Source organism: Providencia rustigianii, assembly GCF_900637755.1.
GTDB classification, from domain to species: domain Bacteria; phylum Pseudomonadota; class Gammaproteobacteria; order Enterobacterales; family Enterobacteriaceae; genus Providencia; species Providencia rustigianii.
Genome location: NZ_LR134396.1, coordinates 670,680 through 695,883 on the forward strand (window position 1 = coordinate 670,680; position 25,204 = coordinate 695,883).

At 41.0% G+C, this 25,204-nt stretch carries 26 protein-coding genes and 2 tRNA genes; 23 read left to right on the forward strand and 5 right to left on the reverse strand.

Translation table 11 applies throughout. From position 1 onward, the window contains the following. Nucleotides 1-29 precede the first annotated feature (29 nt). Complete coding sequence (locus EL244_RS03015) at nucleotides 30-398, forward strand: cupin domain-containing protein (protein ID WP_126458664.1); 369 nt, start codon at nucleotides 30-32, stop codon at nucleotides 396-398. Between the two features lie 29 nt (nucleotides 399-427). Further along, on the forward strand, nucleotides 428-1,921 hold the full coding sequence (locus EL244_RS03020) for an aldehyde dehydrogenase family protein (RefSeq protein WP_126458667.1): 1,494 nt from the start codon (nucleotides 428-430) through the stop codon (nucleotides 1,919-1,921). A gap of 65 nt (nucleotides 1,922-1,986) precedes the next feature. Here EL244_RS03020 and EL244_RS03025 read toward each other — a convergent pair whose 3' ends face one another. After that, nucleotides 1,987-2,655, reverse strand: coding sequence for a helix-turn-helix transcriptional regulator (locus EL244_RS03025; RefSeq protein WP_126436354.1), 669 nt, complete (start codon nucleotides 2,653-2,655; stop codon nucleotides 1,987-1,989). Between the two features lie 396 nt (nucleotides 2,656-3,051). On the opposite strand from EL244_RS03025, the gene EL244_RS03030 reads away from it, so the two are divergent. From EL244_RS03030 to EL244_RS03045, 4 genes are all read left to right on the forward strand, one after another. Continuing rightward, nucleotides 3,052-4,545, forward strand: coding sequence for an APC family permease (locus EL244_RS03030; RefSeq protein ID WP_039855650.1), 1,494 nt, complete (start codon nucleotides 3,052-3,054; stop codon nucleotides 4,543-4,545). Then, a complete protein-coding gene (locus tag EL244_RS03035) occupies nucleotides 4,520-5,134 on the forward strand; it encodes a DUF3156 family protein (RefSeq protein WP_230084876.1) in 615 nt (204 codons plus the stop codon). Before EL244_RS03030 ends, EL244_RS03035 begins: the two co-directional genes overlap by 26 nt. Nucleotides 5,135-5,274: 140 nt before the next feature. Then, on the forward strand, nucleotides 5,275-6,714 hold the full coding sequence (gene phoA, locus EL244_RS03040) for an alkaline phosphatase (protein ID WP_126458670.1): 1,440 nt from the start codon (nucleotides 5,275-5,277) through the stop codon (nucleotides 6,712-6,714). 168 nt (nucleotides 6,715-6,882) lie between these two features. Continuing rightward, nucleotides 6,883-7,137, forward strand: a complete 255-nt coding sequence (locus EL244_RS03045) for a DUF1435 family protein (RefSeq protein WP_039855648.1) — start codon at nucleotides 6,883-6,885, stop codon at nucleotides 7,135-7,137. A gap of 50 nt (nucleotides 7,138-7,187) precedes the next feature. Here the strand turns inward: EL244_RS03045 and EL244_RS03050 are convergent. The 3 genes from EL244_RS03050 to rsmC form a co-directional block, all read right to left on the reverse strand. Continuing rightward, a tRNA-Leu gene (locus tag EL244_RS03050) sits at nucleotides 7,188-7,273 on the reverse strand. A 205-nt stretch (nucleotides 7,274-7,478) separates the two neighbouring features. Beyond that, a tRNA-Leu gene (locus tag EL244_RS03055) sits at nucleotides 7,479-7,564 on the reverse strand. Between the two features lie 165 nt (nucleotides 7,565-7,729). Continuing rightward, nucleotides 7,730-8,743 carry a 16S rRNA (guanine(1207)-N(2))-methyltransferase RsmC gene (gene rsmC / locus EL244_RS03060; protein WP_126458673.1) on the reverse strand — a complete coding sequence of 338 codons (1,014 nt, stop codon included), beginning with the start codon at nucleotides 8,741-8,743 and terminating at the stop codon, nucleotides 7,730-7,732. Nucleotides 8,744-8,878: 135 nt separating this feature from the next. Between rsmC and EL244_RS03065 the strand changes: the two genes are divergently transcribed. The 16 genes from EL244_RS03065 to EL244_RS03140 all read left to right on the forward strand — a co-directional run bounded on the left by EL244_RS03065 (nucleotide 8,879) and on the right by EL244_RS03140 (nucleotide 23,388). Continuing rightward, the gene (locus EL244_RS03065; protein ID WP_006815905.1) at nucleotides 8,879-9,289 is read left to right on the forward strand and encodes a DNA polymerase III subunit psi; all 411 of its coding nucleotides are present in this window, start codon (nucleotides 8,879-8,881) and stop codon (nucleotides 9,287-9,289) included. Continuing rightward, nucleotides 9,258-9,728, forward strand: a complete 471-nt coding sequence (gene rimI, locus EL244_RS03070; protein WP_006815904.1) for a ribosomal protein S18-alanine N-acetyltransferase — start codon at nucleotides 9,258-9,260, stop codon at nucleotides 9,726-9,728. The genes EL244_RS03065 and rimI overlap by 32 nt, the downstream gene beginning before the upstream one ends. A gap of 113 nt (nucleotides 9,729-9,841) precedes the next feature. Continuing rightward, a complete protein-coding gene (locus EL244_RS03075) occupies nucleotides 9,842-10,912 on the forward strand; it encodes a tartrate dehydrogenase (RefSeq protein WP_126458676.1) in 1,071 nt (356 codons plus the stop codon). A gap of 186 nt (nucleotides 10,913-11,098) precedes the next feature. After that, nucleotides 11,099-12,688 (forward strand): peptide chain release factor 3, encoded by a 1,590-nt coding sequence (prfC, locus tag EL244_RS03080; RefSeq protein WP_006815902.1) that lies wholly within the window; start codon nucleotides 11,099-11,101, stop codon nucleotides 12,686-12,688. A gap of 289 nt (nucleotides 12,689-12,977) precedes the next feature. Continuing rightward, complete coding sequence (locus EL244_RS03085; RefSeq protein WP_126458679.1) at nucleotides 12,978-13,121, forward strand: Hok/Gef family protein; 144 nt, start codon at nucleotides 12,978-12,980, stop codon at nucleotides 13,119-13,121. 336 nt (nucleotides 13,122-13,457) lie between these two features. Next, on the forward strand, nucleotides 13,458-13,601 hold the full coding sequence (locus EL244_RS03090; protein ID WP_006815898.1) for a Hok/Gef family protein: 144 nt from the start codon (nucleotides 13,458-13,460) through the stop codon (nucleotides 13,599-13,601). A gap of 216 nt (nucleotides 13,602-13,817) precedes the next feature. Beyond that, nucleotides 13,818-14,231 carry a BON domain-containing protein gene (locus EL244_RS03095; protein WP_006815897.1) on the forward strand — a complete coding sequence of 138 codons (414 nt, stop codon included), beginning with the start codon at nucleotides 13,818-13,820 and terminating at the stop codon, nucleotides 14,229-14,231. 136 nt (nucleotides 14,232-14,367) lie between these two features. Continuing rightward, a complete protein-coding gene (locus tag EL244_RS03100; RefSeq protein ID WP_126458682.1) occupies nucleotides 14,368-15,447 on the forward strand; it encodes a patatin-like phospholipase family protein in 1,080 nt (359 codons plus the stop codon). Further along, nucleotides 15,437-16,222, forward strand: a complete 786-nt coding sequence (locus tag EL244_RS03105; RefSeq protein ID WP_126458685.1) for a TatD family hydrolase — start codon at nucleotides 15,437-15,439, stop codon at nucleotides 16,220-16,222. The genes EL244_RS03100 and EL244_RS03105 overlap by 11 nt, the downstream gene beginning before the upstream one ends. A gap of 295 nt (nucleotides 16,223-16,517) precedes the next feature. After that, the gene (locus EL244_RS03110) at nucleotides 16,518-17,813 is read left to right on the forward strand and encodes a NupC/NupG family nucleoside CNT transporter (RefSeq protein WP_006815894.1); all 1,296 of its coding nucleotides are present in this window, start codon (nucleotides 16,518-16,520) and stop codon (nucleotides 17,811-17,813) included. 460 nt (nucleotides 17,814-18,273) lie between these two features. Beyond that, on the forward strand, nucleotides 18,274-19,053 hold the full coding sequence (deoC, locus tag EL244_RS03115) for a deoxyribose-phosphate aldolase (protein ID WP_006815893.1): 780 nt from the start codon (nucleotides 18,274-18,276) through the stop codon (nucleotides 19,051-19,053). Between the two features lie 101 nt (nucleotides 19,054-19,154). After that, complete coding sequence (gene deoA, locus EL244_RS03120; RefSeq protein ID WP_115163964.1) at nucleotides 19,155-20,477, forward strand: thymidine phosphorylase; 1,323 nt, start codon at nucleotides 19,155-19,157, stop codon at nucleotides 20,475-20,477. 80 nt (nucleotides 20,478-20,557) lie between these two features. Then, nucleotides 20,558-21,781, forward strand: coding sequence for a phosphopentomutase (deoB, locus tag EL244_RS03125; protein ID WP_006815891.1), 1,224 nt, complete (start codon nucleotides 20,558-20,560; stop codon nucleotides 21,779-21,781). 83 nt (nucleotides 21,782-21,864) lie between these two features. Then, nucleotides 21,865-22,581, forward strand: a complete 717-nt coding sequence (gene deoD / locus EL244_RS03130) for a purine-nucleoside phosphorylase (protein ID WP_006815890.1) — start codon at nucleotides 21,865-21,867, stop codon at nucleotides 22,579-22,581. Between the two features lie 139 nt (nucleotides 22,582-22,720). After that, nucleotides 22,721-23,026 (forward strand): type II toxin-antitoxin system HigB family toxin, encoded by a 306-nt coding sequence (locus tag EL244_RS03135; protein ID WP_126458688.1) that lies wholly within the window; start codon nucleotides 22,721-22,723, stop codon nucleotides 23,024-23,026. A 2-nt stretch (nucleotides 23,027-23,028) separates the two neighbouring features. Continuing rightward, nucleotides 23,029-23,388 carry a helix-turn-helix domain-containing protein gene (locus tag EL244_RS03140; RefSeq protein ID WP_115164848.1) on the forward strand — a complete coding sequence of 120 codons (360 nt, stop codon included), beginning with the start codon at nucleotides 23,029-23,031 and terminating at the stop codon, nucleotides 23,386-23,388. A 46-nt stretch (nucleotides 23,389-23,434) separates the two neighbouring features. Here EL244_RS03140 and EL244_RS03145 read toward each other — a convergent pair whose 3' ends face one another. Beyond that, nucleotides 23,435-23,935, reverse strand: a complete 501-nt coding sequence (locus tag EL244_RS03145; protein WP_126458691.1) for a GNAT family N-acetyltransferase — start codon at nucleotides 23,933-23,935, stop codon at nucleotides 23,435-23,437. A gap of 171 nt (nucleotides 23,936-24,106) precedes the next feature. Here EL244_RS03145 and EL244_RS03150 point away from each other — a divergent pair, with 171 nt between their 5' ends. Beyond that, the gene (locus EL244_RS03150; protein WP_126458694.1) at nucleotides 24,107-25,150 is read left to right on the forward strand and encodes a hypothetical protein; all 1,044 of its coding nucleotides are present in this window, start codon (nucleotides 24,107-24,109) and stop codon (nucleotides 25,148-25,150) included. Nucleotides 25,151-25,204: the final 54 nt, after the last annotated feature.

A 25,204-nucleotide genomic window follows, 5' to 3' on the forward strand; every position in this document is an offset into this window, starting at 1 on the left:
TGATTTCATTAAATACAAGGTAAATAAATATGATCAGCCCATTACTGTTAAACAAACCACTTCCTGAGCTACTGAATATCGGTAGCGTAACTAATTTAGGATCCGTTGTCGTTGAAGGCGACCCACAGGCTAGCGTCGCTATGGTCCATGGTGAACCAACGGATAATCTGACTTGCGGCATTTTTGCGTGCACCAAAGGTAAGTTCAAAATGGTTTACCCATTTGATGAGATGGCAACAGTGCATGAAGGTTCGGTGAAATTAACTGACATAAAAACTGGGGTTACAGTGGAATACCATAAAGGTGATACTTGGTTTGCAGAGAAAGGCACTGAAGTACTGTGGGAAATTAATGCTGAGCGTTTTGTGAAACATTATTTAGCTTGCGTGAATGCGTAATTAGATAAATTAACGAGGTGGAGATAACGATGAGTGAGTTAGCCCTATTACCAGAAGTCACAGAATTCCTTAAACGCCAACATGGCCATTTTATCAATGGATTGCCTGTTTCTGGCAAGGGAAATACTTATTTCGACGTTGTGAATCCAGCCACCGAGCAGGTTATAGCTAAAGTCAAAGAAGGAACATTGGCCGAAGTCGATGCTGCAATGGATGCGGCTTATACTGCATTTAAAGGTTCATGGGCAAATACCACGCCAATGGAGCGAGGTAATTGCCTGAGCCGCTTAGCCGATTTATTGGAAAAGCATTTAGAAGAGTTAGCTCAGTTAGAAACCTTAAGCTCAGGAAAAACTATTCAATTATCGCGTTTTCTTGAGGTGGGCTCTGCTGCCCAGTTCTTACGTTATTTTGCTGGATGGGCAACCAAGATCAGTGGTGAAACTCTGAACGTTTCGCTACCTTCATTTCATGGTGAAAAATATTCAGCATTTACTCAGCGAGAGCCCGTCGGTGTGGTTGCTGGCATTATTCCTTGGAATTTCTCGATTATGATTTCCATTTGGAAATTGGCTGCGGCATTAACCTGCGGTTGTACGATTGTACTGAAACCCAGTGAATTTACACCGCTAACAATGTTACGGGTTGCTGAATTAGCGAAGGAAGCGGGTATTCCCGATGGTGTGATTAACATTGTTAATGGTGGTGGGCGTGAAGTCGGTCCTGCATTAATTCATCATTCACTCTGCTCAAAAGTGACTTTTACTGGTTCGGTTCCTACGGGATTAGCGGTAGGACGCTCGGCTATGGAAAGCAAACTGACTCGCGTAACTCTGGAGCTGGGTGGAAAGAATGGAGCCGCATTCTTGGCAGACTTGCCTGTTGATAAGATTGTTAATGGCATCATTGAGGCTGGTTATTTAAACCAAGGCCAAATCTGTGCAGCGGCAGAACGTTTTTATATTCCATCGAAGCTAATGGATGACGTTCTTGATGCATTAAAAGTGCGTTTATCAACAATGAAAATTGGCTCTCCATTAGACGAAACGACAGAAATGGGGCCATTAGCCAATAAGGCACACTACGATAAAATTCTAAGCTTGTTTGAAAAAGCACGCCAAGATGGTAGTGAAATTGTTTATGGTGGTCAGCCGATTGCTGGTGCGGGATATTTTGTTCCTCCAACCATCATTCGTGCAAATAGCCCAAATGATATTTTAATGCAGGAAGAAACTTTTGGTCCAGTGGGTACATTCTTAAGCTATGACGATGAAGATGAATTAATTAGCATGATGAATAGCACACCATTTGGATTAGCGGCTAGCGTATGGACGAATGACCTTGGTAAAGCCATGCGGATGGTGTCTCAAATTGAAGCAGGGACAGTTTGGGTGAATATGCATACTTTCCTTGATCCTGCGGTTCCTTTTGGAGGGATTAAATCATCAGGAATTGGACGGGAGTTTGGTAGTGCTTTCATTGAGCATTACACAGAATTGAAATCGGTAATGATACGTTATTAGTGTTCTGGTGGTTTTGTTTTTTCTGTAAAGCAACAGGTTTTCCCGGCTTTTTAGCCGGGATTTTTTTACAAAATTTTGTCTTGGCGAATAATGAAGCCGGATGATACTAACTCGGTTCGGTTACTCACATTCGCCTTAGTAAAAATATTCCTCAAATGAGTTTTCACTGTAGAAAGGGATATTCCCAGTAGCAACGCAATTCGCTTATTACTAGCGCCTTCTCGTACTAAATGAATAATTTCCTGCTCTTTAGGCGTGTATGAAACTAATGAGTCAGGCAGGACATCAAATGTCATCAATTCCGCAATGGGTAGAATCGCATTCAGTCTCACGACCTCTTGTGGTGTGAAAGGTTTATCTCTGAGCACGGAGATTCCCGCAATAATTTTATTTTTACGACGAATAAAAATTTCTGCCATATCCGCTAGTTGGTTAGGCTGCATAAAGTCATGGAAAAAAGTTTGATTTTGCTGACGCATTTCGGGCGCCATTTTGACTAATCGTAAATCCTCACCACGAAAGTGATCGGGATGTAACGGATCGTGATGAGAAAAATGCGTTAGATATTCATGATGCATATGCGGTGATATCCCATACAACACATGATTTTCAGGTTGCCAATAATCATTAACGAGATAGTAAACGGCGGCGGAAATAGGAATGATATGGGCAATCGTATTTAGGCAACAGTCGATTAATGCTTGTTGATGGTAGCTAAATAGAGGCTGTTCCATTCAATCTCCATTAATAGTTAGGTTATAAACCATCATGCTATGTATTGGTGTTAACATAAAGTAAACATATTAATAACGTGAGCTTGATTACACTATTTAAAACTTGTTTTTTCTATAAGAAATGCAGTTTTCTAATTTTTGGTATCTTTCGCTGTTTGTTTATTAATATATTAATGAGCGTCTTATTGGTTAATTATTGATATCTTAATAATTATTATTTTTTCATTAAAATAAAACAGTACTTTTCGTCGTCATAAATTCAGACTCCCCTCCCTCTAGGTATCGTCCAAAAGGACGATAGCGGCATGTTTATGCTTATTTCTATAGTGAGAATACAGCCACTCTGTTTTTACAAAAATTTCACAATTATGGTTGTTGCAAAGAGAGGGAAACAAAATGAATTTATCCTCAAAATTATCCTCACATATTGAGAACGGGAAGGTGGGTTTTCCAACGACACTAGCCAGTTCCGTCGGTGTGATCATGGCAAGTCCCGTGATTTTGACTGTGACAAGCGGATTTGGCATTGGCGGAGACACTTTTGCTTTAGCGGTTTTATTAAGTTTTATTATGATGCAGGCTCAGTTAACGACTTTCTCTGAAGCTGCGGCAATCCTGCCAACTTCGGGATCTGTTTACGACTATATTTCGTGTGGGATGGGGCGATTTTGGGCTATTACTGGTGCTTTGTCTGCTTACCTGATTGTGCATGTCTTTGCTGGAACCGCGGAAACCATCCTGTCGGGAATTATGGCATTAGTCAATTTTGAAAGCCTCAATACCGTACTAGAAACTAATAACTCTTCTTGGATGGTTGGGGTGGGTTTAGTGATTGCGTTCGGGTTATTGAATGCATTTGGGATTGAAGCCTTTGGTAAGGTGGAAGTAGTGCTGACTTTTGCCATGTGGAGCACATTGGTTATTTTCAGTATTTGTGGATTACTCATGCCATTTCATGTCTCTACTGATGGCTGGTTTGGACAAGGGCTAAATATTTCAGATCCCACCTTGGTATTAAGTTTTATTGGCATGGCGATGTTCATGTTTGTGGGGTGTGAATTAGTCACTCCGATGGCTCCTGAAATTAAAAATTCGGCGAAAGTGATCCCTAGGGCAATGGCAACCGGCTTATGCGGTGTTGCATTTTGTATGTTCCTTTTCGGCGCGGCGCTGACGAATCAAGTCGAAAACGTGATTATTGATCCACAAAATGGAGTGAGCTTATTAGAAACACCTATGGCGATCCCTGCATTTGCGGGTCAAATTATGGGCGATTTCGGTAAATATTGGATTGGGATCGCATTACTGCTTGCTGGCGGAGCGACGATCAATACTTTGATGGCAGCGGTTCCTCGTATTCTGTATGGGATGGCGCTGGATGGGGCATTGCCTCGGATCTTTGCGTATTTACATCCACGTTTTAAAACCCCTGTATTTGGTATTTTAATCGCAGTTATGATCCCATGCTTACATGCCTTTGCTATTCAAGGGGATTTGGAACGTATCATTCCTCTGGTTTTGGCGGCAGTTTGCTCTTGGGGAACGGCATATTTATTAGTCACTATTTCTGTTGTTTTATTGCGAATTCGTCGCCCTGACTTACATCGAGCCTATCGTTCTCCGTTCTTCCCAATTCCGCAAATCATTTCTAGTGTGGGGATCATTTTAGCCATTGTTTACATCACCCCGCCGGGTATGAATAAAGCGGATGTATATATTCCATTTGCCATCATGTTAGGGCTTACCGCGAGCTATGCGTTGGGCTGGACAGTACTGGTACAGAAAGTAAATCCGTTCAAACCTGTTCCTGTGGAGCAAGTGTTATCGAATTCTTTTGCTGATGAAAGTATTGAGGAGGTAGAACTTGAGCCTTTACGTAACCTTGCCTAAATATTCATGGTGGCAGAAATTAACTCAAAAGCGTCTTCCTGCGGGTTATCAAGCAGGACTAACGCTCAATCGGATTGAAAAGGATATTACGCCCTATCCTTGTGAGTGGAGGACGCCAGGGGAGCTACTCATTCATCTGCCTCAGGGGTTAACTGTTCAAGTTACTGAACGGGTAAAAACGTTATTTATGGCTTTCATTGTACATAGCCGTTTTGCAATATCTGGTCAGTGTAATGAAAAGTTAGTGGCACGTATTGATGTGAAAACAGCCGGAACCACACGTAAAAAACAGGTGCATTATACGTCTAAACAAGTGGATGGGCAGATGTTCATCAACCAGTTAAATCAGTATCCTGTGATCCAACAAACACTTGAGGAGCTGGATTTTACGTATTGCTCTATTGAAATCCAAGATGGCGTTTGGCGTTGTGAAATTGAGCCTTTCACTGCATCTGAAATGGTTAGCCGGCTTCCTGCGGCTCGGCGATATTTACGCTTAACACAGTTGCAGAGGCATCGTTTACTCAGTGCTTTACAGCTGATACACCAGCTAATAAATAAAAATGATTTATCAAATAACGCCCAGTAAGGGCGTTTCGCATTTATGACAATCATCTTTATATCGACATAAAACCGTCATTCAACTGTCATCTGGCTGCTTTAGCATGCTGGTCATTATTCGAAGTAAATCCATTTTATTTTATTTATTGATTGGCAAGGAAAACAGTTATGACAGGTCAGTTTATTAAATCTATGTTAGCCGTTGCTGTAAGTACGTTAATTTTAGGTGCTGCAATTCCAGCTTATGCGGTAGATAAAAATGAAGCCGTTTCAGAAAGTCGTGCCGCGAAAGGGGATATCACTAAGTTTGGCGGAGCTCGTCGTTTATCCACAGAGCAAACGGATATTATGAAAGCCGCTCTGCATAATGGCCAAGCAAAAAACGTGATTTTATTTATTGGCGATGGGATGGGTGATTCTGAAATTACTGTTGCACGTAACTATGCGGAAGGTGCTGGCGGTTTCTTTAAAGGTATCGATGCATTGCCAATCACAGGCCAATATACTCACTATGCGTTAGATAAAAAGACCCAAAAACCAGATTATGTCACAGATTCTGCAGCATCGGCGACAGCATGGTCTTCAGGTGTGAAAACGTATAATGGCGCATTAGGGGTTGATGTATTTAGTAAGGACCATGACACGCTGATTGAGCTTGCTAAACGTAGCGGTAAAGCAACGGGTAACGTGACAACGTCTGAAATTCAAGATGCGACGCCAGCGGCACAATTTTCTCACGTCACAGCGCGTAAATGTTACGGTCCGGAAGAGACTAGTGAGAAATGTGCGACAAATGCTTTAGAAAATGGCGGTCGTGGTTCTATCTCTGAACAGCTGTTAATAACGCGTGCTGATGTTACGTTAGGCGGTGGTGCGAAGAGCTTTAAGCAGGAAGCTAAAGCTGGTGATTACAAAGGAAAAACATTAGAACAACAGGCAACCGAACGTGGTTTCAGTATCGTTCGTGATGCAAAATCTTTGGATGCAATCAAAGAAGCCAATCAAGATAAGCCAGTATTAGGTCTGTTCCATGATGGTAACATGACCATTGCATTAGAAGGCCCAAAAGCCACGTATCATGGCAACTTGAATAACCCGCCGTTAGAGTGTAAACCAAACGCTAAACTCGATCCGAATGCACCAACATTGGCTCAGATGACACAAAAAGCGATTGATTTGTTGCAAGTGAATCCGAATGGTTTCTTCCTACAAGTTGAAAGCGCATCTATCGATAAGCAGGATCATAAAGCGAATCCATGCGGACAAATTGGTGAAACAATTTCATTAGACCAAGCGGTTCAAGTTGGTTTAGATTTTGCGAAGAAACATGGCGATACGCTAGTTATCGTGACGGCTGACCACTCCCATTCTAGCCAAATTATTCCTGAAGGGACTAAATCATCGGGTTTAACTCAGGCACTGATCACCAAAGATGGTTCAGTGATGGTGGTCAATTACGGTAACTCTGAGGAAGAAGATTCACAAGAGCATACTGGTGCTCAATTGCGTGTTGCCGCATACGGTCCACATGCTGCCAATGTAATGGGTCTAACCGACCAAACAGATTTGTTCTTTACCATGCGCGATGCAATGGGACTGAAGCAATAAACCAACCCCGTAGTTAAAAATTCTCCGTGACAGGATGTTACGGAGAATTTTTTGTTTTTCCCCTTTCATCATTTTCTCTTAGCGAAATACCCCATAAAAATCTGATTGATTTTTACAGAAACAAAGATATGATTGATAATCATTATCATTTGTAATTTCGGAGGCGTTATGGGAACTAGCGTATCAAAAGCAACTGGGTTGCGACGTATCGGCGCTGGTTTGTGGGGCGTCTTTGCGGTAGTTTTACTCAGTATTATTTATCTGTTGAGCAATATGGGTGTTGACCCTTTAAGGGTATTGATGGTCACACTGATGATTGCAACGGCAGGTATGTTATTTAATCGAGGCTCTCGACGCTTGTTGATTATTCCTGCGGTTTTATCTTTGGCTTGTTTCTTATTAGCATTTATTTTGAGAAGCTAAATTTAGAGCGGAATACATTGAAGTTTAAAGTGGGCTACGAATATTAACAGTGGTGCGAAAGGGGGGACTTGAACCCCCACGTCCATAGGACACTAACACCTGAAGCTAGCGCGTCTACCAATTCCGCCACCCTCGCAAATACTGTCAAAATTCTTTCTATTGATGCTTGTTTCTGAGTTAACGCCTAGATAATTGAAATTATGAAATAAGCGTTCTTACTCAAAAGAATTTCAATTAGATTAAGGCGACAAGCGCGGCTATTCCGTTGAACATAGATAACTATGTGATACGGATAGCGAAGAGAAGTCAACGCCTAGATAATTGAAATTATGAAGAGTAAGTGGTGCGAAAGGGGGGACTTGAACCCCCACGTCCATAGGACACTAACACCTGAAGCTAGCGCGTCTACCAATTCCGCCACCCTCGCAATACTAACTCTTTTGCATAATTGCTCATGCATCAATAGTACGGTGCGGATTTTAGGCTAATTTCTGCTGGCGTCAATAATTTTTTATCGCTCAATTTTCATTTGATGAAAAAACGGCCAGCGGATAAAGCTGACCGTTAAAATGCGATAAACAGCTAACGTAAATTAACGTTTAATGGCTTCGTAAACTTTGAATTTACCGGTTTTAGCTAACACGACATGACCACCAAATGCTTTGTCCAGTAAGTCTGGGTAAGGTAGGAATGCATTTGCGACAATTCGCAAGCGCCCACCTTTTTTCAGGTACTTAGGTGCGTGTGAAATTAAGGTTTCTACTGCGTTATAACTGGTATTGATTCCATCGTGGAATGGCGGATTCGAAATGATCCAATCAAACTTGTCACTAATCTCTGAGTAGACATCACTAGGAATAATTTTTCCAGTCAGTTTATTCGCTGCGAGAGTGGCCGTTGCTGAATCTAGGGCTGCGGAACTCACATCACTGAGTGTTAAGGTCACATTCGGATTTTGTGAGCCAACAACGGCTGCAAGTACACCATTACCACAAGCCAGGTCCAGGACATTGCCATTCATAGGCTCAGTTAGGGTGGACAAGAGTAAATCGCTGCCAATATCTAACTCGCTGTTGCTGAATACGCCCGGTAGTGCATTAACAACCACATTATCGAGCTGATAATTACGCCACCAGCGACTAATATTAAATTCGGTTGGATGCTCTAATTCACCGTGATAGAGCCCACAACGGCGTGCAGAATCAATTTTTTGTAATGTTGAGATGCCTTCCATAATCGCGTCGGCACTCTTAACGCCGCTGCGATTTTCACCAACAACAAAGATCTGGCTGCCCACAGCAAGGTGGGTACAAAGGTCATCCAGTTGGAAAGCAGCTTCTTGTTTATTCTTTGGCCAGAAATAAATTAAGGTATCGCAAGGTTGGATAAATTCAGCGGGTACCGTTGTCGCAAATACAACATTGTCACCTAAGGTGGGTTGTAAATTTTTCCAGCGATGATACTGATTAGTCAGAACACGCACACTGGCGGCTTCAAGGGTAGCGCCCAGTTCATCCTGAATGTCACCAGCCAAGATAACATGACGATCTGTAAAGTGCTCTAAATGACGTTCAATAACTTCGCTGGCGGGTGTCAGTAATGACATATCCTGTCTATCTCCTAAAATGATAATTAACCACGGTCGCTACCTTACCAGAAAAAAGATAAATAGCATTGCTCTGTTGGCGCTATTAATCCCCTTTGATAAGATGTGGTCGTAAAATAACGACGGGAAAAAGCAATGACACGACGTGACAGACTTTTAGAACAAATGGGGATTACTCAATGGATGGTGAGAAATCCGGCTGTGTTACGTGGTGAACGAGGTGTTCGTATTCCCGAGTCGACTAAGCTTATTATTATTACTGATGAGAACCTCGATTTAAACAGCCAACTGTTAAAAGATATTTTTTTCACCATGGATATCGATGAGACGGATATGGTGTGTATTAATTCTGAGCAGTTAAAGTTAATCCCAACACCAATAACAATTCCTTGTTGGGTATTAGGAAATGAAATTCATCCCGAGGGTTCAAAATTCACATTTATTTCTCCTGTTTTATCTGAACTGATAGCAAGCAGTCATGCTAAACAGGCGCTATGGAAACAGATTTATCAATATGATGAAAATTTCAACACTAAAGCAATCTGACCTTGCCACTGCCTTCTTAATTGAGAAACTAAGCCATGATTTTCCATGGACTGAGCGTGTTTTTTATGGCAATCAAGGTGAGAAATATCATAATTTAAAGATTTCGGTTAATAATCAAATCATTGGGTACGCGATAACCCAGTATGTTCTGGATGAGGCAACTTTATTTAATATCGCTATCCATCCTGATTTTCAAGGGCATGGTTATGGTCGCCAACTCTTAGAAAAATTAATTGATGATCTAATAAAAAAAGGGATTATGACCCTGTGGCTAGAGGTTCGGGAATCGAATGCTTCCGCTATTCATTTATATGATAAATTAGGTTTTCAACAAGCAACGGTGCGCAAAGATTATTATCCAACAAAAACAGGTCGAGAAGATGCGTTAGTATTGGCACTAACATTATTTAGTGAAGATATGTTTAGCCAGAAAGCATAATAATTAATTCCGTCAAATAGATTTAAAAAAGAAACCACGATGTAGCAATTTATTGTGATTCGTGGTTTTTTGTATTGGAGCATATGAAGACACAATAATAAGAGGCGTTGCGAATGACACAGTTCAATATAGCGGTGATACCGGGCGATGGTATCGGTACGGAAGTGATCCCAGAAGGTTTACGCGTTTTAGAAGCAGCAGCGAAAAAGCATGATATAAAATTAAACTTCATCCACTTTGACTGGTCATGTGAAACCTACCATCGAACGGGGCGAATGATGCCTGAGGATGGTTTAGAACAACTCAAAAAATTTGATGCTATTTTTCTTGGTGCCGTAGGCTTTCCCGGTGTTCCTGATCACATTTCATTATGGGGCTTATTACTGCCAATTCGCCGTGCATTTAATCAATATGTTAATCTGCGTCCTGTCCGTTTATTTGACGGCATTAAATGCCCATTAGCCGATAAAAAACCAGGTGATATTGATTTCTATGTGGTACGTGAAAATGTTGAGGGGGAATACTCGGCTATTGGTGGGATTCAATATGAAGGTACTGAAGATGAAATGGTATCCCAGCAAAGTATTTTTACCCGTAAAGGCACTGACCGTATTTTAAAATATGCTTTCGAACTTGCCCGTTCTCGCGATAAAAAACATTTAAGTTCGGCAACCAAATCTAATGGCTTATTTCACTCAATGCCTTATTGGGATAGCCGTGTCGCTGAGATGGCTAAACAGTATCCGGATGTCAAAGTTGATCAATTCCATATCGATATTTTTGCGGCTAATTTAGTGAGAATGCCGGAGTTTTACGATGTGATTGTTGGTTCTAATTTATTTGGCGATATTCTTTCCGATTTAGGTCCTGCTTGCACGGGAACTATTGCGATTGCCCCATCCGCAAATATTAACCCTGAAAAACAATTCCCATCCATGTTTGAACCAGTTCATGGTTCCGCACCAGATATTGCAGGGCAAAATATTGCTAACCCTATAGGGACCATTTGGGCTGCGGCGATGATGATGCAGCATTTAGGTTGCCAAGAGATGCATGACACGATAATGACCGCAGTAGAAATGGCAATTCGTGAACGTCGTCATTTAACGCGTGATATGGGCGGAAATGCTAGTACACAGGATCTCGGACAGTCAATTGCTCAACTAGTATCACAGTTGAAATAATTTTGATAAAGGGTCTTCAAAGGAATGAAGACCTGAACATGGCAGGCTCTGATTGTTTATAAACCCAAGATCTGCGAAAATAACCGCCAATTACGATCAACAAGACGGATTTGCTGCGCTTAGAGCTACCTAGAGCCTCTTCCCGATGCCAATACAAATCTGGATATAAACGAAAAGAACGGTTAAATGACAGATCAGAATTTTCTTCATGAAGTTAGCACGCGCAGAACGTTTGCTATTATTTCTCACCCCGATGCGGGTAAAACGACCATTACTGAAAAAGTATTACTGTTTGGAAACGCGATCCAACGCGCAGGAACAGTAAAAGGGCGTGGTTCGAACCAACACGCTAAATCAGACTGGATGGAAATGGAAAAGCAGCGTGGTATTTCGATCACAACTTCTGTGATGCAATTTCCTTATAACGATTGCTTGGTAAACCTCCTTGATACCCCAGGGCATGAAGACTTCTCTGAAGATACTTATCGGACATTAACCGCTGTTGACTGTTGCTTGATGGTCATTGACTCAGGTAAAGGGGTCGAGGATCGTACACGCAAATTAATGGAAGTCACCCGTTTACGTGATACACCAATTTTGACATTCATGAATAAATTAGACCGTGATATTCGTGATCCAATGGAGCTATTGGATGAAGTGGAAAATGAGCTAAAAATAGCTTGTTGCCCAATCACATGGCCAATTGGTTGCGGTAAATTATTCAAAGGGGTTTATCATTTACTGCGTGACGAAACCATTCTGTATCAAACAGGTCAAGGTCACACTATCCAAGAAGTTCGCATTGTTAAAGGGCTTAATAATCCAGAACTGGATGCCGCTGTTGGTGAAGATCTTGCTTCACAACTTCGTGAAGAATTAGAACTTGTTCAAGGAGCTTCTCATGAGTTTGACCATGATGCTTTCCTTGAGGGTGAATTGACCCCTGTTTTCTTTGGTACAGCACTCGGTAACTTTGGTGTTGACCACATGCTCGATGGCTTAGTTAAATGGGCTCCAGCACCACAAGCGCGTAAAACAGATGTACGTGAAGTAGAAGCGACAGAAGAGAAATTTACTGGATTCGTTTTTAAAATTCAGGCAAATATGGATCCAAAACATCGCGACCGTGTTGCTTTTATGCGTATTGTTTCAGGTACCTATGAAAAAGGAATGAAACTACGCCAAGTGCGAACTAAGAAAGATGTGGTGATCTCAGATGCTCTGACCTTTATGGCGGGTGATCGTTCTCAAGTTGAGCATGCTTATGCTGGGGATATTATTGGCTTGCATAACCATGGCACTATTCAGATTGGTGATACCTTTACTCAAGGTGAAGATCTGAAATTCACGGGTATCCCTAACTTTGCTCCTGAGCTATTCCGTCGTATCCGCTTACGTGATCCGTTAAAACAGAAACAGCTATTAAAAGGTCTGGTTCAGTTATCCGAAGAGGGTGCTGTACAGGTATTCCGCCCATTAACCAACAATGATTTGATTGTAGGTGCGGTTGGTGTGCTGCAGTTTGACGTGGTAGTTTCTCGTTTGAAAAGCGAATATAACGTTGAAGCAATTTATGAAACGGTGAACGTTTCTACAGCGCGTTGGGTTGAATGTGATGATGTGAAGAAATTCGAAGAATTTAAACGCAAAAATGAACAAAACTTGGCGTTAGATGGCGGCGATAATTTATCGTATATCGCACCAACGATGGTGAATTTAAATCTAACGAGTGAACGTTATCCTGAAGTTAGATTCAGGAAGACACGGGAACACTAATTCGCAACCGTTCTATTAATTCATCCCATTCAAAGTGGCTCAGTAATATGAGCCATTTTTTTATTCAAATCGCTAAATAATTAATGAATTCAATCTGATAATGATATTTCATGGCGGATTGTTAGCATATTCTTGCTATGATGGCGGTGGGTGCTTGGATCATTTTGGTTCAAGCATTTGCAAGAGCCAAAAAGACGAAAGCCCCGAGTTATGTTTTACCATTAACCCGAGGCAGTTTCTCGTCCCAACAACTTGATTCTGTCTCCTTTATATACAGGAGTCAAGAGGAATGACCAAGTTTACCCTGATGGGGCTGATAGCCGTGTGTATCACGGTTTTAGGGCTTTCATTATTGATGCGCGATAGGTTGTGTTCTTTTAGCGTGATCAGTGGAAATACGGCGGTTCAAGCTGCTCTATCTTGCACTGAGTAGTCTGGTGGGGGAGCTTTCCCCCACATTTCTCATTTTTGTTGAGATTGGTGATACAAGCACCCTTTTTCATGTCGGAATTATTCACTCAATCACATGAGCTATTCCTGTTAGCTAAATCGTTAAATAGTTAATGAATTCAATCTGATAATGCCATTTCATGGCGGATTGTTAGCATATTCTTGCTATGATGGCGGTGGGTGCTTGGATCATTTTGGTTCAAGCATTTGCCAAGAGCCAAAAAGACGAAAGCCCCGAGTTATGTTTACCATTAACCCGAGGCAGTCTCAAAACCCAACAACTTGATTCTGTCTCCTTTATATACAGGAGTCAAGAGGAATGACCAAGTTTACCCTGATGGGGCTGATAGCCGTGTGTATCACGGTTTTAGGGCTTTCATTATTGATGCGCGATAGGTTGTGTTCTTTTAGCGTGATCAGTGGAAATACGGCGGTTCAAGCTACTCTATCTTGTACTGAGTAGTCTGGTGGGGGAATTTTCCCCCACATTTCTCATTTCTGTTGAGGCTGGTGATACAAGCACCCTTTTTAAATAATCAGATTAAGAATGTTTTTCTGCTAATATTCAAATTGCTTATGAAATAGACTGATTAACCTATTATTTGGCTTTATCTTTGTCTGTTTTTTACTTAGGCTATAACATCGTTAGTCTGATAATCATAGCAAGAGGAAGGTTCCAATGAAAAAGATCGCCATCTTACGTTCTTTGGGTGTCATTGGGTTGAGTTGGGCATTATTTGCATGTAGCTCATCATCCGATAGTGCATTGAAAAAACAAGCGTCAGAAACATGGGATAGTGCGGGTAAAACAGTTGAGATAGCGGGCAAAGATACGGGAAATGCCATCTCTAGCGGTGTGAAAAGCACCGATACCTATATCGATGATTCTGCGATTACCGCTGACATTAAAAGTAAATTACTGAGTACCAGTGGGATCCCGAGTAATAGCGTCTCGGTAAAAACCGTTAATGGTGTGGTTTACTTATCAGGCTTTATTAAATCTAGTGACACAATCAATCAAATTACACAGATTGCCGCCAGCGCAAAAGGGGTTAAATCTGTACAAAATGGCTTAGTACTTACCAATAAGTAATTTGTCTAAAAATGAGCTTTCATTAGAAAGCTCATTTTGCCATTCTTTATCCCGCTGAAAAGAGTTCAATGAAAACCAATCAACATATTATTTCGTGGGTTTGGTTGCAAATACGCCAATGGCAAAAAGGGTTAGTATGGGAAAACATGTTCCAGTCACGTTAGGCACAATTGAGCCGCTCGCATTTTTTGATGAGATCAATTCAGGTAAAACTGCCCTTATTTGTGAAGGTGGGGGACAGCGAGGGATCTTTACTGCTGGTGTTCTGGATGAATTCCTAATCGAAAATTTTAACCCTTTCGATTTGATGATTGGTACGTCTGCGGGAGCTCAAAACCTTTCCGCTTATATCTGTGGTCAGGCTGGATATGCCCGACGAGTGATCACTCGATACACCACTAACTCAGAGTTTTTTAACCCATTACGATTTATTCGTGGCGGTCATTTGATTGATTTAGATTGGTTAATCTCTACGACGGCGAAAGAATTTCCACTGAACATGGATGCAGGGCTGGAATTACTCAATTCTGGCCGAGAATTCTATATGGGGGCGAGCCGTAGTGATGATTTTTCAGCTGAATTTTTGCAGCCTAATGCAGATTCATGGCTCGATATGATCCGTGCTTCCAGTGCGATTCCCGGTTTTTATCGCACGGGTGTTGAGCTTGATGGTCGTTTGTACCATGACGGGGGAATTAGTGCGGCAGTTCCAGTCGAAGAAGCTTATCATCGAGGCGCTGATACGATTGTGGTTATTCGTACTGTCCCTTCACAAATGTATTTTACCCCTGAGTGGTTAAAACGCATGACTCGTTGGTTAGAGGGGGATAGCAGCGCTTTACAACGGATGGCTGCCATGCTGAAGGTACATTTAAAAAGCTACCGTCGAACTCAAGAATTTATTGAAAATCCGCCTGATGGCGTCCAAATTTTTGAAATATATCCACCAACTCCACTAAAAAGCAGTGCTTTAGGCAGTAAAATTAGCGCATTAAATCAGGACTATCATGTCGGTCGGCGTTGTGGACGCTATTTCGTGGCGACATTGGCTCAACATTTTGCGAGTAATGATGCCCATTTTAGTCGTTTTGCATCTCACAAGCGGTCATTAGAAATGGCACATAAAGAAGATGTCCTCGCTGAGGAATTAGTGGAAAATGGCATAGAAACGTTTGGCGCTCCAGTCATGCCGAGTAATCAACTTCATGATGCATAGCCCTCATTTTATTGATACCCATTGCCATTTTGATTTTCCCCCATTCAGTGATTCATACCCTGAAAATCTCGAATTGGCTAAACGAGCTGGAATAACTGATATTATTATCCCCTCGGTGAGTGCGGATAATTTTCAGCGTGTATGGGCGCTTGCTCATCAATATTCTCAGTTACATGCTGCAATGGGGTTTCATCCACTGTATTTAAATCAATTCCAAGAGTTTCAATTTGACGAATTGGTTTCTTATTTAAAACAATCAAGTCAAAAATGTGTCGCTATTGGGGAAATAGGGTTGGATTTATACATGCAAGACCCTTTATTTGAATTGCAACAAACACTGCTTCAGAGACAATTAAAACTCGCTAAACAATTTGATCTTCCCGTCATTTTGCATTCACGGAAATCCCACGATCAATTAGTCGCTATGTTACGTCGACATGAAGTGCCAGCTCGTGGAGTCGTGCATGGTTTTTCCGGTAGCTTGTCACAAGCACAAAGTTTCGTGAAATTAGGTTATTACATTGGTGTCGGAGGAACGATTACGTATGAAAGGGCGAATAAAACTCGGCAAGTAATGGCGCAATTACCCTTGAATTGTTTAGTTTTTGAAACGGATGCACCTGATATGCCAGTATCTGGTTTTCAAGGAGAACCAAATAGACCCGAACGCATTCAGTGGGTTTTTCGTGCATTATGTGAACTTCGCCACGAATCACCGGATGAAATAGCGCAACAACTTTACAACAATAGCAAAATTTTATTTAATCTAAATTAGATTTAAATTCATTAATTAATTATTTTTACTTATCTATTTTATTGTTATTCCAACTAAAAACCATTCAGTTTTTACTTCCCTCAGCTATATCAGAAATGCTATTCCAGACTAAACTGACTCTTAATTGTGATTTTCATCACAATATTTGAATTTATGTTGCTTATTGCACTTTGGATTTGTGATGAATATTGCGGGTTATTAATGATGACTGGTTATAATCATCGAACTAAGATTCAAGGACTCTAGCGAGTTTCTTTATACATTAACCTAGAATTAAGTGAACAGGGATACTTCCATGCAACTCATTATGAGTATTGTTGGGATGGCGGTGCTTATTGCGATAGCCGTTCTCTTCTCCAGCAATCGTCGAGCGATTAGACTTCGTACCGTTGGCGGTGCTTTTTTAATCCAGTTAGCGGTTGGGGCATTTGTCCTGTATGTACCTGCGGGTCGTAGCGTATTACAAGGCATATCTGATGCTGTTTCTAAAGTCATCGGCTATGGTCAAGATGGAATGAGCTTCATCTTTGGTGGGCTGGTTTCCGATAAGATGTTCGAGCTGTTTGGTGGTGGCGGTTTTATATTTGCATTTCGTGTATTGCCTATCATTGTATTCTTTTCATCATTAATTGCGGTTCTGTATTACTTAGGCATCATGCAACTGGTCATCAAAGTTTTAGGTGGTGGTTTGCAAAAAGTACTGGGTACTTCAAGAACTGAATCACTCTCTGCAACTGCGAATATTTTCGTTGGTCAAACAGAAGCGCCTCTGGTTGTTCGTCCCTATATTGCAACCATGACCACGTCTGAATTATTTGCCATTATGTGTGGTGGTTTAGCATCAGTCGCAGGTTCTGTATTAGCGGGATATGCCCAAATGGGTGTACCGATGGAATATCTGATTGCAGCATCCTTTATGGCGGCGCCAGGTGGTTTATTATTTGCTAAGTTAATGGTGCCAGAGACTGAAGTCGCTAAAGACAATGTTAATGCTATTGATTTAATTGCCGAAGAAGACCGCCCTACAAATATTATTGATGCTGCGGCATCCGGCGCTGCATCAGGTATGCAATTGGCCATGAACGTGGGTGCGATGTTACTGGCTTTCATTGCATTGATTGCGCTGATTAACGGCATTTTAGGTGGTGTTGGTGGATGGTTTAACTATCCACAGTTATCCCTTGAATTATTATTGGGGTGGTTATTTGCTCCAATTGCTTATTTGATTGGTGTGCCATGGAGCGAAGCAACGATAGCGGGCTCTTTCATCGGACAAAAAGTGGTAGTGAACGAATTCGTTGCTTTCATGAATTTCGGTGAATATATGAAGGCGGATGCGGATGTAATCGCAGCAGGCAAACAAGTCCTGTCTGATCATACTAAAGCGATTATTTCTTTTGCCCTGTGTGGATTTGCCAACTTGTCTTCTGTTGCAATCCTGCTTGGTGGTTTAGGTGGAATGGCACCAAATCGTCGTAGTGACGTTGCCCGTTTAGGAATGAAAGCCGTTATGGCAGGTACATTATCTAACTTAATGAGCGCAACGATTGCTGGATTCTTCTTAACATTGACGGCAATGACTGCACTATAATTCCTCAATTTTGGCGCGGAAAGACGATCTGTCTTTCCGCTGTCATTTTCTTTTGCGATATTCTTTTTCTGTTTTTTATCGTGATTCTTACTTTTTCAACTATTCTTAACGTAATCCATTTAAGATGAGATAATCAGCAACGAATTATTGGCTGAGAAAGAGTAATTCAAAATCCAGATTATTGTGATAATCTTCACAGTAATATATTAAATAATGTAACGTTCAGTCGATAAATGTGATTTGTAGCGCATAAAACAACCCGGTTTCATGGTCAAATAGGTACAAGTAAGTTGCCACGGAACTGATAGTTCTTAGAGTCAAGTTACTCTAGGGCACCGTGCGGTGAGAAGGATCTCAGCTGCTGTGTTTGGATATTCCCAACTAGCATCTTTATGGAACAAGCCCGCTCGCCAACAAAGAACGTATCGTTCTGATAGAATTAACATCGTTGGAGAGTTATATGACTGATTTAAAAGCAGCTGCGCAACGCGCACTGACCCTGATGGATTTAACCACATTGAATGATGACGACACAGATGCCAAAGTGATTGCATTATGTCATCAAGCAAAAAGCCCAGCAGGTAATACCGCCGCAATTTGTATTTATCCTCGTTTTATTCCTATTGCACGTAAAACATTACGTGAGCAAGGTACTCCTGACATCCGTATCGCAACGGTCACCAACTTCCCTCATGGTAATGACGATATCGATATCGCATTGGCAGAAACCAAAGCGGCGATCGCGTATGGTGCGGATGAAGTTGATGTGGTATTCCCTTATCGTGCGCTGATGGCAGGCAATGAACAAATCGGTTATGATTTAGTGAAAGCCTGTAAAGAAGCTTGTGCAGCTTCCAATGTATTGCTGAAAGTAATCATTGAAACGGGTGAATTAAAAGACGCGGCACTGATCCGCAAAGCATCTGAAATTTCCATCAAAGCAGGTGCCGACTTTATCAAAACTTCAACAGGTAAAGTGCCTGTTAATGCCACCCTCGAAAGTGCTGAAATCATGATGCAAGTTATTCATGATATGGGCGTTGCTAAGAGCGTTGGTTTTAAACCTGCTGGTGGTGTTCGTACCGCTGAAGAAGCAGCACAATATTTAGCCTTAGCAAGCAAAATCTTAGGCGATGATTGGGCTGATGCGCGCCATTTCCGTTTTGGTGCATCAAGCCTATTAGCGAATTTATTAAATACACTGGGTTTTGACGTTAAAAAATCAACCAGCAGTTATTAATAATCGTAGTGACGAGTTATATCAGACTATTGCTCAACGAAAGTTGAGCGATAGCCATAACTCTTTAGCCTAAGAATTCAATGTGAATTAAGGAGCCTATTGTGTTTCTAGCTCAAGAAATTATCCGTAAAAAGCGTGATGGCAAGGTGTTAAGTGAAGAAGAAATCCGCTTCTTTATTAATGGCGTACGTGATAACACCGTTTCTGAAGGTCAAATTGCTGCACTGGCGATGACGATCTATTTCAATGATATGACGACCCCAGAACGTGTTGCGCTAACATTAGCGATGCGTGATTCAGGAAGCGTATTGAATTGGAAATCATTAAACCTGAATGGTCCATTAGTTGATAAGCATTCTACCGGTGGCGTAGGTGACGTGACTTCACTAATGTTAGGACCGATGGTTGCGGCTTGCGGTGGTTACGTCCCAATGATTTCAGGGCGTGGTTTAGGCCACACAGGTGGAACATTAGATAAATTAGAAGCCATTCCAGGCTTTGATATTTTCCCTGATGATGAACGCTTCCGCGATATCATCAAAAATGTAGGTGTGGCGATTATTGGCCAAACTAATTCCTTAGCGCCTGCGGATAAACGTTTCTATGCAACTCGTGATATCACGGCAACCGTAGACTCTATCCCATTGATTACAGCGTCTATCTTAGGGAAAAAATTAGCCGAAGGTTTGGATGCGTTAGTCATGGACGTAAAAGTAGGTTCTGGTGCATTTATGCCAACCTATGAAAAATCGGAGCAGCTTGCTGAGTCAATTGTTCAAGTGGCAAATGGCGCAGGTTGCAATACAACTGCATTGTTAACCGACATGAACGAAGTCTTAGCATCCAGCGCAGGTAACGCCGTTGAAGTACGTGAAGCTGTTCAGTTCCTCACTGGCGAATATCGTAATCCACGTCTATTCGAAGTGACTATGGCACTGTGCGTAGAAATGCTAGTGTCTGGAAAGTTGGCGGCTAACCGCGATGAAGCTCGTCAAAAATTACAAGCAGTTCTGGATAATGGCCAGGCGGCAGAAGTCTTTGGCCGTATGGTTGCAGCTCAGAATGGACCAAAAGATTTTGTTGAGAACTACAACAAATATCTGCCAACAGCAGTACTGAGCAAAGCGGTTTACGCATCTCAAGCGGGCATTATCACACAAATGGATACACGTGCGTTGGGGATGTCTGTGGTAACGTTAGGTGGTGGACGCCGCAAAGCGACAGACTCCATTGATTATAGTGTTGGTTTAAGTGAGATCGCAGCATTAGGTAGCAAAGTTGATACCCAAACCCCATTAGCGATTATTCATGCCAATAACGAAAAATCATGGGAAGAAGCGGCGAAAGAAGTCCGCGCTGCTATGGTTATTGGGGATAAAGCTCCGGAAGCAACGCCAATGGTCTATCGTCAAATTAGTGAATAAACCGATACCCGCATTTTTCATTGAAGAGTGCGGGTAGATTGACGCGATGAACAGATAAACTGTATCGCAGGAGAATAAACATGAAACGCACATTTATTATGGTATTGGATTCCTTTGGGATCGGCGCAGCGGGCGATGCCCACAAATTCGGTGATGTAGGTTCGAATACACTTGGCCATATCGCAGAAGCTTGTGCTCGCGGAGAAGCTGATAAAGGCCGTAAAGGTCCATTACACCTGCCTAACTTAACAAAATTAGGTTTAGGTAAAGCAGGGGAAGAATCGAGCGGAACATTCCCTGCGGGTCTGGATCCTAACGCGGAAATCATCGGTGCATACGGTTATGCCAGTGAACTTTCTTCTGGTAAAGATACACCGTCAGGTCACTGGGAAATCGCGGGTGTACCCGTGCTATTTGATTGGGGCTATTTCGAGAAACACGAAAACAGCTTCCCACAAGAACTACTGGATACGCTGGTAGAAAAAGCTAACTTACCGGGTTATTTAGGCAACTGCCACTCATCTGGTACTGTCATTCTTGACCAGCTGGGTGAAGAACACATGAAAACCGGCAAACCGATTTTCTACACCTCTGCTGACTCTGTATTCCAAATTGCGTGCCATGAAGAAACTTACGGTTTAGACAAACTGTATGAACTGTGCGAAATCGCGCGTGAAGAATTAACCAAAGGCGGTTACAACATCGGTCGTGTTATTGCGCGTCCATTTGTTGGTGACAAAGCGGGTAATTTTGAGCGTACGGGTAACCGTCATGACTTAGCTGTTGAGCCACCAGCACCAACAGTTTTGAAAAAATTAGTCGATGAAAAACAAGGTGAAGTGGTTTCTATCGGTAAAATTGCTGATATCTATGCACATGTTGGTATCACCAAAAAAATCAAAGCGACCGGCATCAATGCACTGTTTGACGCGACATTAGAAGAGATGAAAATTGCGGGAGACGATACTATCGTTTTCACTAACTTTGTTGATTTCGACTCTGCTTATGGTCACCGCCGTGATGTTGCTGGTTATGCTGCTGCCCTCGAATTATTCGATAGCCGCTTACCTGAAATGCTGAAACTGGTCAAAGAAGACGACATTCTAATTTTAACGGCTGACCACGGTTGCGACCCAACTTGGCCGGGCACTGACCATACTCGCGAGCACATTCCTGTTCTGGTCTATGGTCCAAAAGTAAAACCTGGTTCATTAGGCCACCGTGAAACTTTCGCAGATATTGGCCAAACCGTCGCGAAATATTTTGATTTATCACCAATGGAATACGGCAAGCCAATGTTTTAAGCTGGTGACATTGTGATTTAAAAATAAGGTGGGTAACCACCTTATTTATTTTTAATAATTTTGATGATTAAAAGGGAATAATAATGGCTACTCCACATATTAATGCAGAAATGGGTGATTTTGCTGACGTCGTATTGATGCCAGGCGACCCACTGCGCGCGAAGTACATTGCAGAAACATTCCTTCAAGACGTTCGCCAAGTGAACAACGTTCGTGGCATGTTAGGTTTCACTGGGACTTATAAAGGCCGTAAGATTTCGGTGATGGGTCACGGCATGGGTATCCCTTCATGTTCAATCTACGCAAAAGAATTAATCACTGATTTCGGTGTTAAAGTCTTGATCCGTGTTGGTTCATGTGGCGCAGTCATGGATGATGTCAAACTGCGTGACGTTGTTATCGGTATGGGCGCATGCACAGACTCGAAAGTAAACCGTCAGCGTTTCAAAGACCATGACTTTGCAGCAATTGCAGATTATGACTTAGTGCATAACGCAGTTGAAGCAGCAAAAGCGAAAAATGTTAATGTTCGTGTGGGTAACTTATTCTCTGCGGATCTGTTCTATTCTCCAGATCCAGACATGTTCAAAGTGATGGAAAAATACGGCATTTTGGGCGTGGAAATGGAAGCTGCGGGTATTTACGGTGTTGCTGCTGAGTTTGGCGCACGCGCACTGACTATCTGTACCGTCTCTGACCATATCAAAACTGGCGAACAAACCACTTCAGATGAGCGTCAAACTACGTTCAACGAAATGATTGAAATCGCACTGGATTCAGTTCTGCTAGGCGATAAATAATCGTTTATTAGAGTTTAAATCTAAAGATTAAATGCCACTTTTGAGTGGCATTTTTTTTGTATTTGATTACCGCTTGAAGTTAGTCCTAAAATGGGACTATAATTTGACTTCATCCCAGCGTGGGACTATAAATCTGGATATGAAAATTATATCCATAAAAACTCTGAAATATTTTTGGGTTCGATACCCTGAAACGGAGCAGCCATTGAGAGCTTGGGTCGATGAAGCTGTAAAAGCTGCATGGAAAACACCCGCAGATATCAAAGGAATGTACCGAAACGCGAGTATTTTAAAAAATAAGCGTGTGGTTTTTAATATAAAAGGAAATAGTTACCGATTGATTGTGGCGATTGCATATCAGCGTGGATGGATATTTGTTAAGTTCGTAGGTACTCATGAACAATATGATGAAATTGATGCAGAAACGGTGGAGTTACTATCATGATTATGAAGATTAAACCCATCAGAACCGAACAAGACTATGAAGCTGCATTGAAAGCTATTTCTCCAATGTTTGATAATGAACCTGAAATAAATACCCCTGAAGGCGATTATTTTGAAGTCATGTGTTTATTGATAGAAGAGTATGAAAAACGGCATTACCCGATTGAGGCGCCTGATCCTATTGAGGCAATTAAATTCCGAATGGAGCAGCAGGGTTTAACCGTAAAGGATTTAGAGCCTGCGATTGGTAAAGCTAATAGAGTATATGAAATTCTTAATGGAAAACGTAAGTTAACACTTCCGATGATCCGCCGCTTACATTGTCAATTTGGTATTCCATTGCGTAGTTTGGTTGGTGTTTGACCGAAAAAAAAGCCACTTTTGAGTGGCATTTTTCGAGGGAATGACATCAATTTTTTTGTCTAATCCGACTCATCATGATCGCATCCATATATTTACCATCACGGAATGCATAATCACGCATGATGCCTTCCTGCGTAAATCCAAATTTTTCATATAGCCCAACACCGCTGCCGTTGGCGGCAAAAACCTCACATTCAATGCGATGGATATTGAGCCAATTGTCACAGTAATCCACCATCACTTGCATTAATTGCGAGCCAATTCCTTTACCTTGATGCGCTTCACTCACGGTGATCCCAAAAGTCGCAACGTGACGGCGGCGGATTTGTGGTGGCTGGTGAATGACCAGTAACCCTACAACATCCTCGCAAATTGTCGCAACAAACTGTGTTACTAGAGGATCATTCGCGCCTAATCGAGCCTCCCATGTTTTAGTCGTTGGGTAAGGAAGCTGCAAAGTATTAGCGTAGGCAGAATAGTCCGCATGAATTTGGGTGATTGTAGGAACATCTTCTAATGTAGCTCTGCGTATTATTACGTCATTCATAAAATTCTCCAGATGTTTATAACATATAGTAATCACATTAATGAAATTGTCTGTCAATAGTGGATATCTATGTATTAAAAATAATAACTGGTTTATATCAATATATGATACAAAGTTATTTATTATCTTTATATACTTTTATTTTATGGATTTTAAAAAGGAATATTGATAATGAAATTTTTTGAAATAATTAATGCTCATAAAAACATTGGATCTGAAGTGATTAAATATATTCATTCGAAAAATAAAAATACAGAGATAAAAGATAATTCGCTGAATAAAATCATGAGTAAATTATATGAAATAAAAAACACATACTCTTATGTTGATTTTTCAAATCAAATAGAGTCAGCGAAAAGTCAGTTATTAGATTTTCACAGTGAGGGTGTTAGAAGTAAAATTCAGAGTGTCATCATTAAAGTAGAAAATACATCAAATACAGAATCTTTATCCGAATGTATTTATACTATAGGTAATCATAAAAAAAACAATTTATCATTAATTAAAACACCGTTGAAGAAAATGATTTTATTGTATAAGGATAAACCGACATATATAAAATCTGAAGACACGCTTACTGATATTGTAAAATTGAAAAAGAGTAATACGAGAGTATCAAATAAAACGGTAAGAGCTATTAATAAACGTGTTGATAAGATGTTGGATGGGAAGTCAAAAGATGAAGCAAAATGTGAAATGAAAAAAATACAGGATATTATTGTCGAGGGTAAGTTAAAACGTACCGCCCACATAAAAATAATGAAAAGTCTTAATAAAAAAAGAAATGGAATAGATAATATACTAAAAACATACCCTAAATTATCATTACCTGTTGGTAAGGTAAGTGAATCTAAAGAAAAACAATCTAATGCACTATTACTGAGTGTGAAAAATGAAAGTTCTTTAAAATATAGTGAACTAGATATGGAAATAGATTATCTACCTAAATATAAAATTTTAAAAATGATTTTAATAGAAACATTAAAGGATAAAGGCATTGAAAATAAGGGGGTTGAAAAAATATTAAAACACCTCAGTTATCTTGAACACCAAGTCGGTTATGATAAATTGAAAATAAAATTATATTTGACTACAAAATTGATAAATAGAGACGGACTTTTTTTAGATAAACATTGTATAGATCTTTACCTAATGGATAGATTAAATTTGCCAGTTAAAAACCTTATACTCATTATTAATGGACTTACATCATAAATAACAGAGATTAATTTAAAGGTGATGGTTAGTGAGAGAGAACCAACTACCAAA

Coding starts and splice junctions, on each gene's coding strand:
- deoC (WP_006815893.1), top strand. CDS start 18,274: ATGACTGATTTAAAAGCAGCTGCGCAACGCGCACTGACCCTGATGGAT.
- EL244_RS03145 (WP_126458691.1), bottom strand. CDS start 23,935: ATGAATGACGTAATAATACGCAGAGCTACATTAGAAGATGTTCCTACA.
- EL244_RS03020 (WP_126458667.1), top strand. CDS start 428: ATGAGTGAGTTAGCCCTATTACCAGAAGTCACAGAATTCCTTAAACGC.
- EL244_RS03095 (WP_006815897.1), top strand. CDS start 13,818: ATGAAAAAGATCGCCATCTTACGTTCTTTGGGTGTCATTGGGTTGAGT.
- EL244_RS03065 (WP_006815905.1), top strand. CDS start 8,879: ATGACACGACGTGACAGACTTTTAGAACAAATGGGGATTACTCAATGG.
- EL244_RS03105 (WP_126458685.1), top strand. CDS start 15,437: ATGATGCATAGCCCTCATTTTATTGATACCCATTGCCATTTTGATTTT.
- EL244_RS03015 (WP_126458664.1), top strand. CDS start 30: ATGATCAGCCCATTACTGTTAAACAAACCACTTCCTGAGCTACTGAAT.
- rimI (WP_006815904.1), top strand. CDS start 9,258: ATGATGAAAATTTCAACACTAAAGCAATCTGACCTTGCCACTGCCTTC.
- rsmC (WP_126458673.1), bottom strand. CDS start 8,743: ATGTCATTACTGACACCCGCCAGCGAAGTTATTGAACGTCATTTAGAG.
- EL244_RS03030 (WP_039855650.1), top strand. CDS start 3,052: ATGAATTTATCCTCAAAATTATCCTCACATATTGAGAACGGGAAGGTG.
- EL244_RS03140 (WP_115164848.1), top strand. CDS start 23,029: ATGAAGATTAAACCCATCAGAACCGAACAAGACTATGAAGCTGCATTG.
- EL244_RS03085 (WP_126458679.1), top strand. CDS start 12,978: ATGACCAAGTTTACCCTGATGGGGCTGATAGCCGTGTGTATCACGGTT.
- EL244_RS03090 (WP_006815898.1), top strand. CDS start 13,458: ATGACCAAGTTTACCCTGATGGGGCTGATAGCCGTGTGTATCACGGTT.
- EL244_RS03110 (WP_006815894.1), top strand. CDS start 16,518: ATGCAACTCATTATGAGTATTGTTGGGATGGCGGTGCTTATTGCGATA.
- EL244_RS03025 (WP_126436354.1), bottom strand. CDS start 2,655: ATGGAACAGCCTCTATTTAGCTACCATCAACAAGCATTAATCGACTGT.
- EL244_RS03045 (WP_039855648.1), top strand. CDS start 6,883: ATGGGAACTAGCGTATCAAAAGCAACTGGGTTGCGACGTATCGGCGCT.
- deoB (WP_006815891.1), top strand. CDS start 20,558: ATGAAACGCACATTTATTATGGTATTGGATTCCTTTGGGATCGGCGCA.
- EL244_RS03135 (WP_126458688.1), top strand. CDS start 22,721: ATGAAAATTATATCCATAAAAACTCTGAAATATTTTTGGGTTCGATAC.
- EL244_RS03100 (WP_126458682.1), top strand. CDS start 14,368: ATGGGAAAACATGTTCCAGTCACGTTAGGCACAATTGAGCCGCTCGCA.
- EL244_RS03075 (WP_126458676.1), top strand. CDS start 9,842: ATGACACAGTTCAATATAGCGGTGATACCGGGCGATGGTATCGGTACG.
- deoD (WP_006815890.1), top strand. CDS start 21,865: ATGGCTACTCCACATATTAATGCAGAAATGGGTGATTTTGCTGACGTC.
- prfC (WP_006815902.1), top strand. CDS start 11,099: ATGACAGATCAGAATTTTCTTCATGAAGTTAGCACGCGCAGAACGTTT.
- phoA (WP_126458670.1), top strand. CDS start 5,275: ATGACAGGTCAGTTTATTAAATCTATGTTAGCCGTTGCTGTAAGTACG.
- EL244_RS03150 (WP_126458694.1), top strand. CDS start 24,107: ATGAAATTTTTTGAAATAATTAATGCTCATAAAAACATTGGATCTGAA.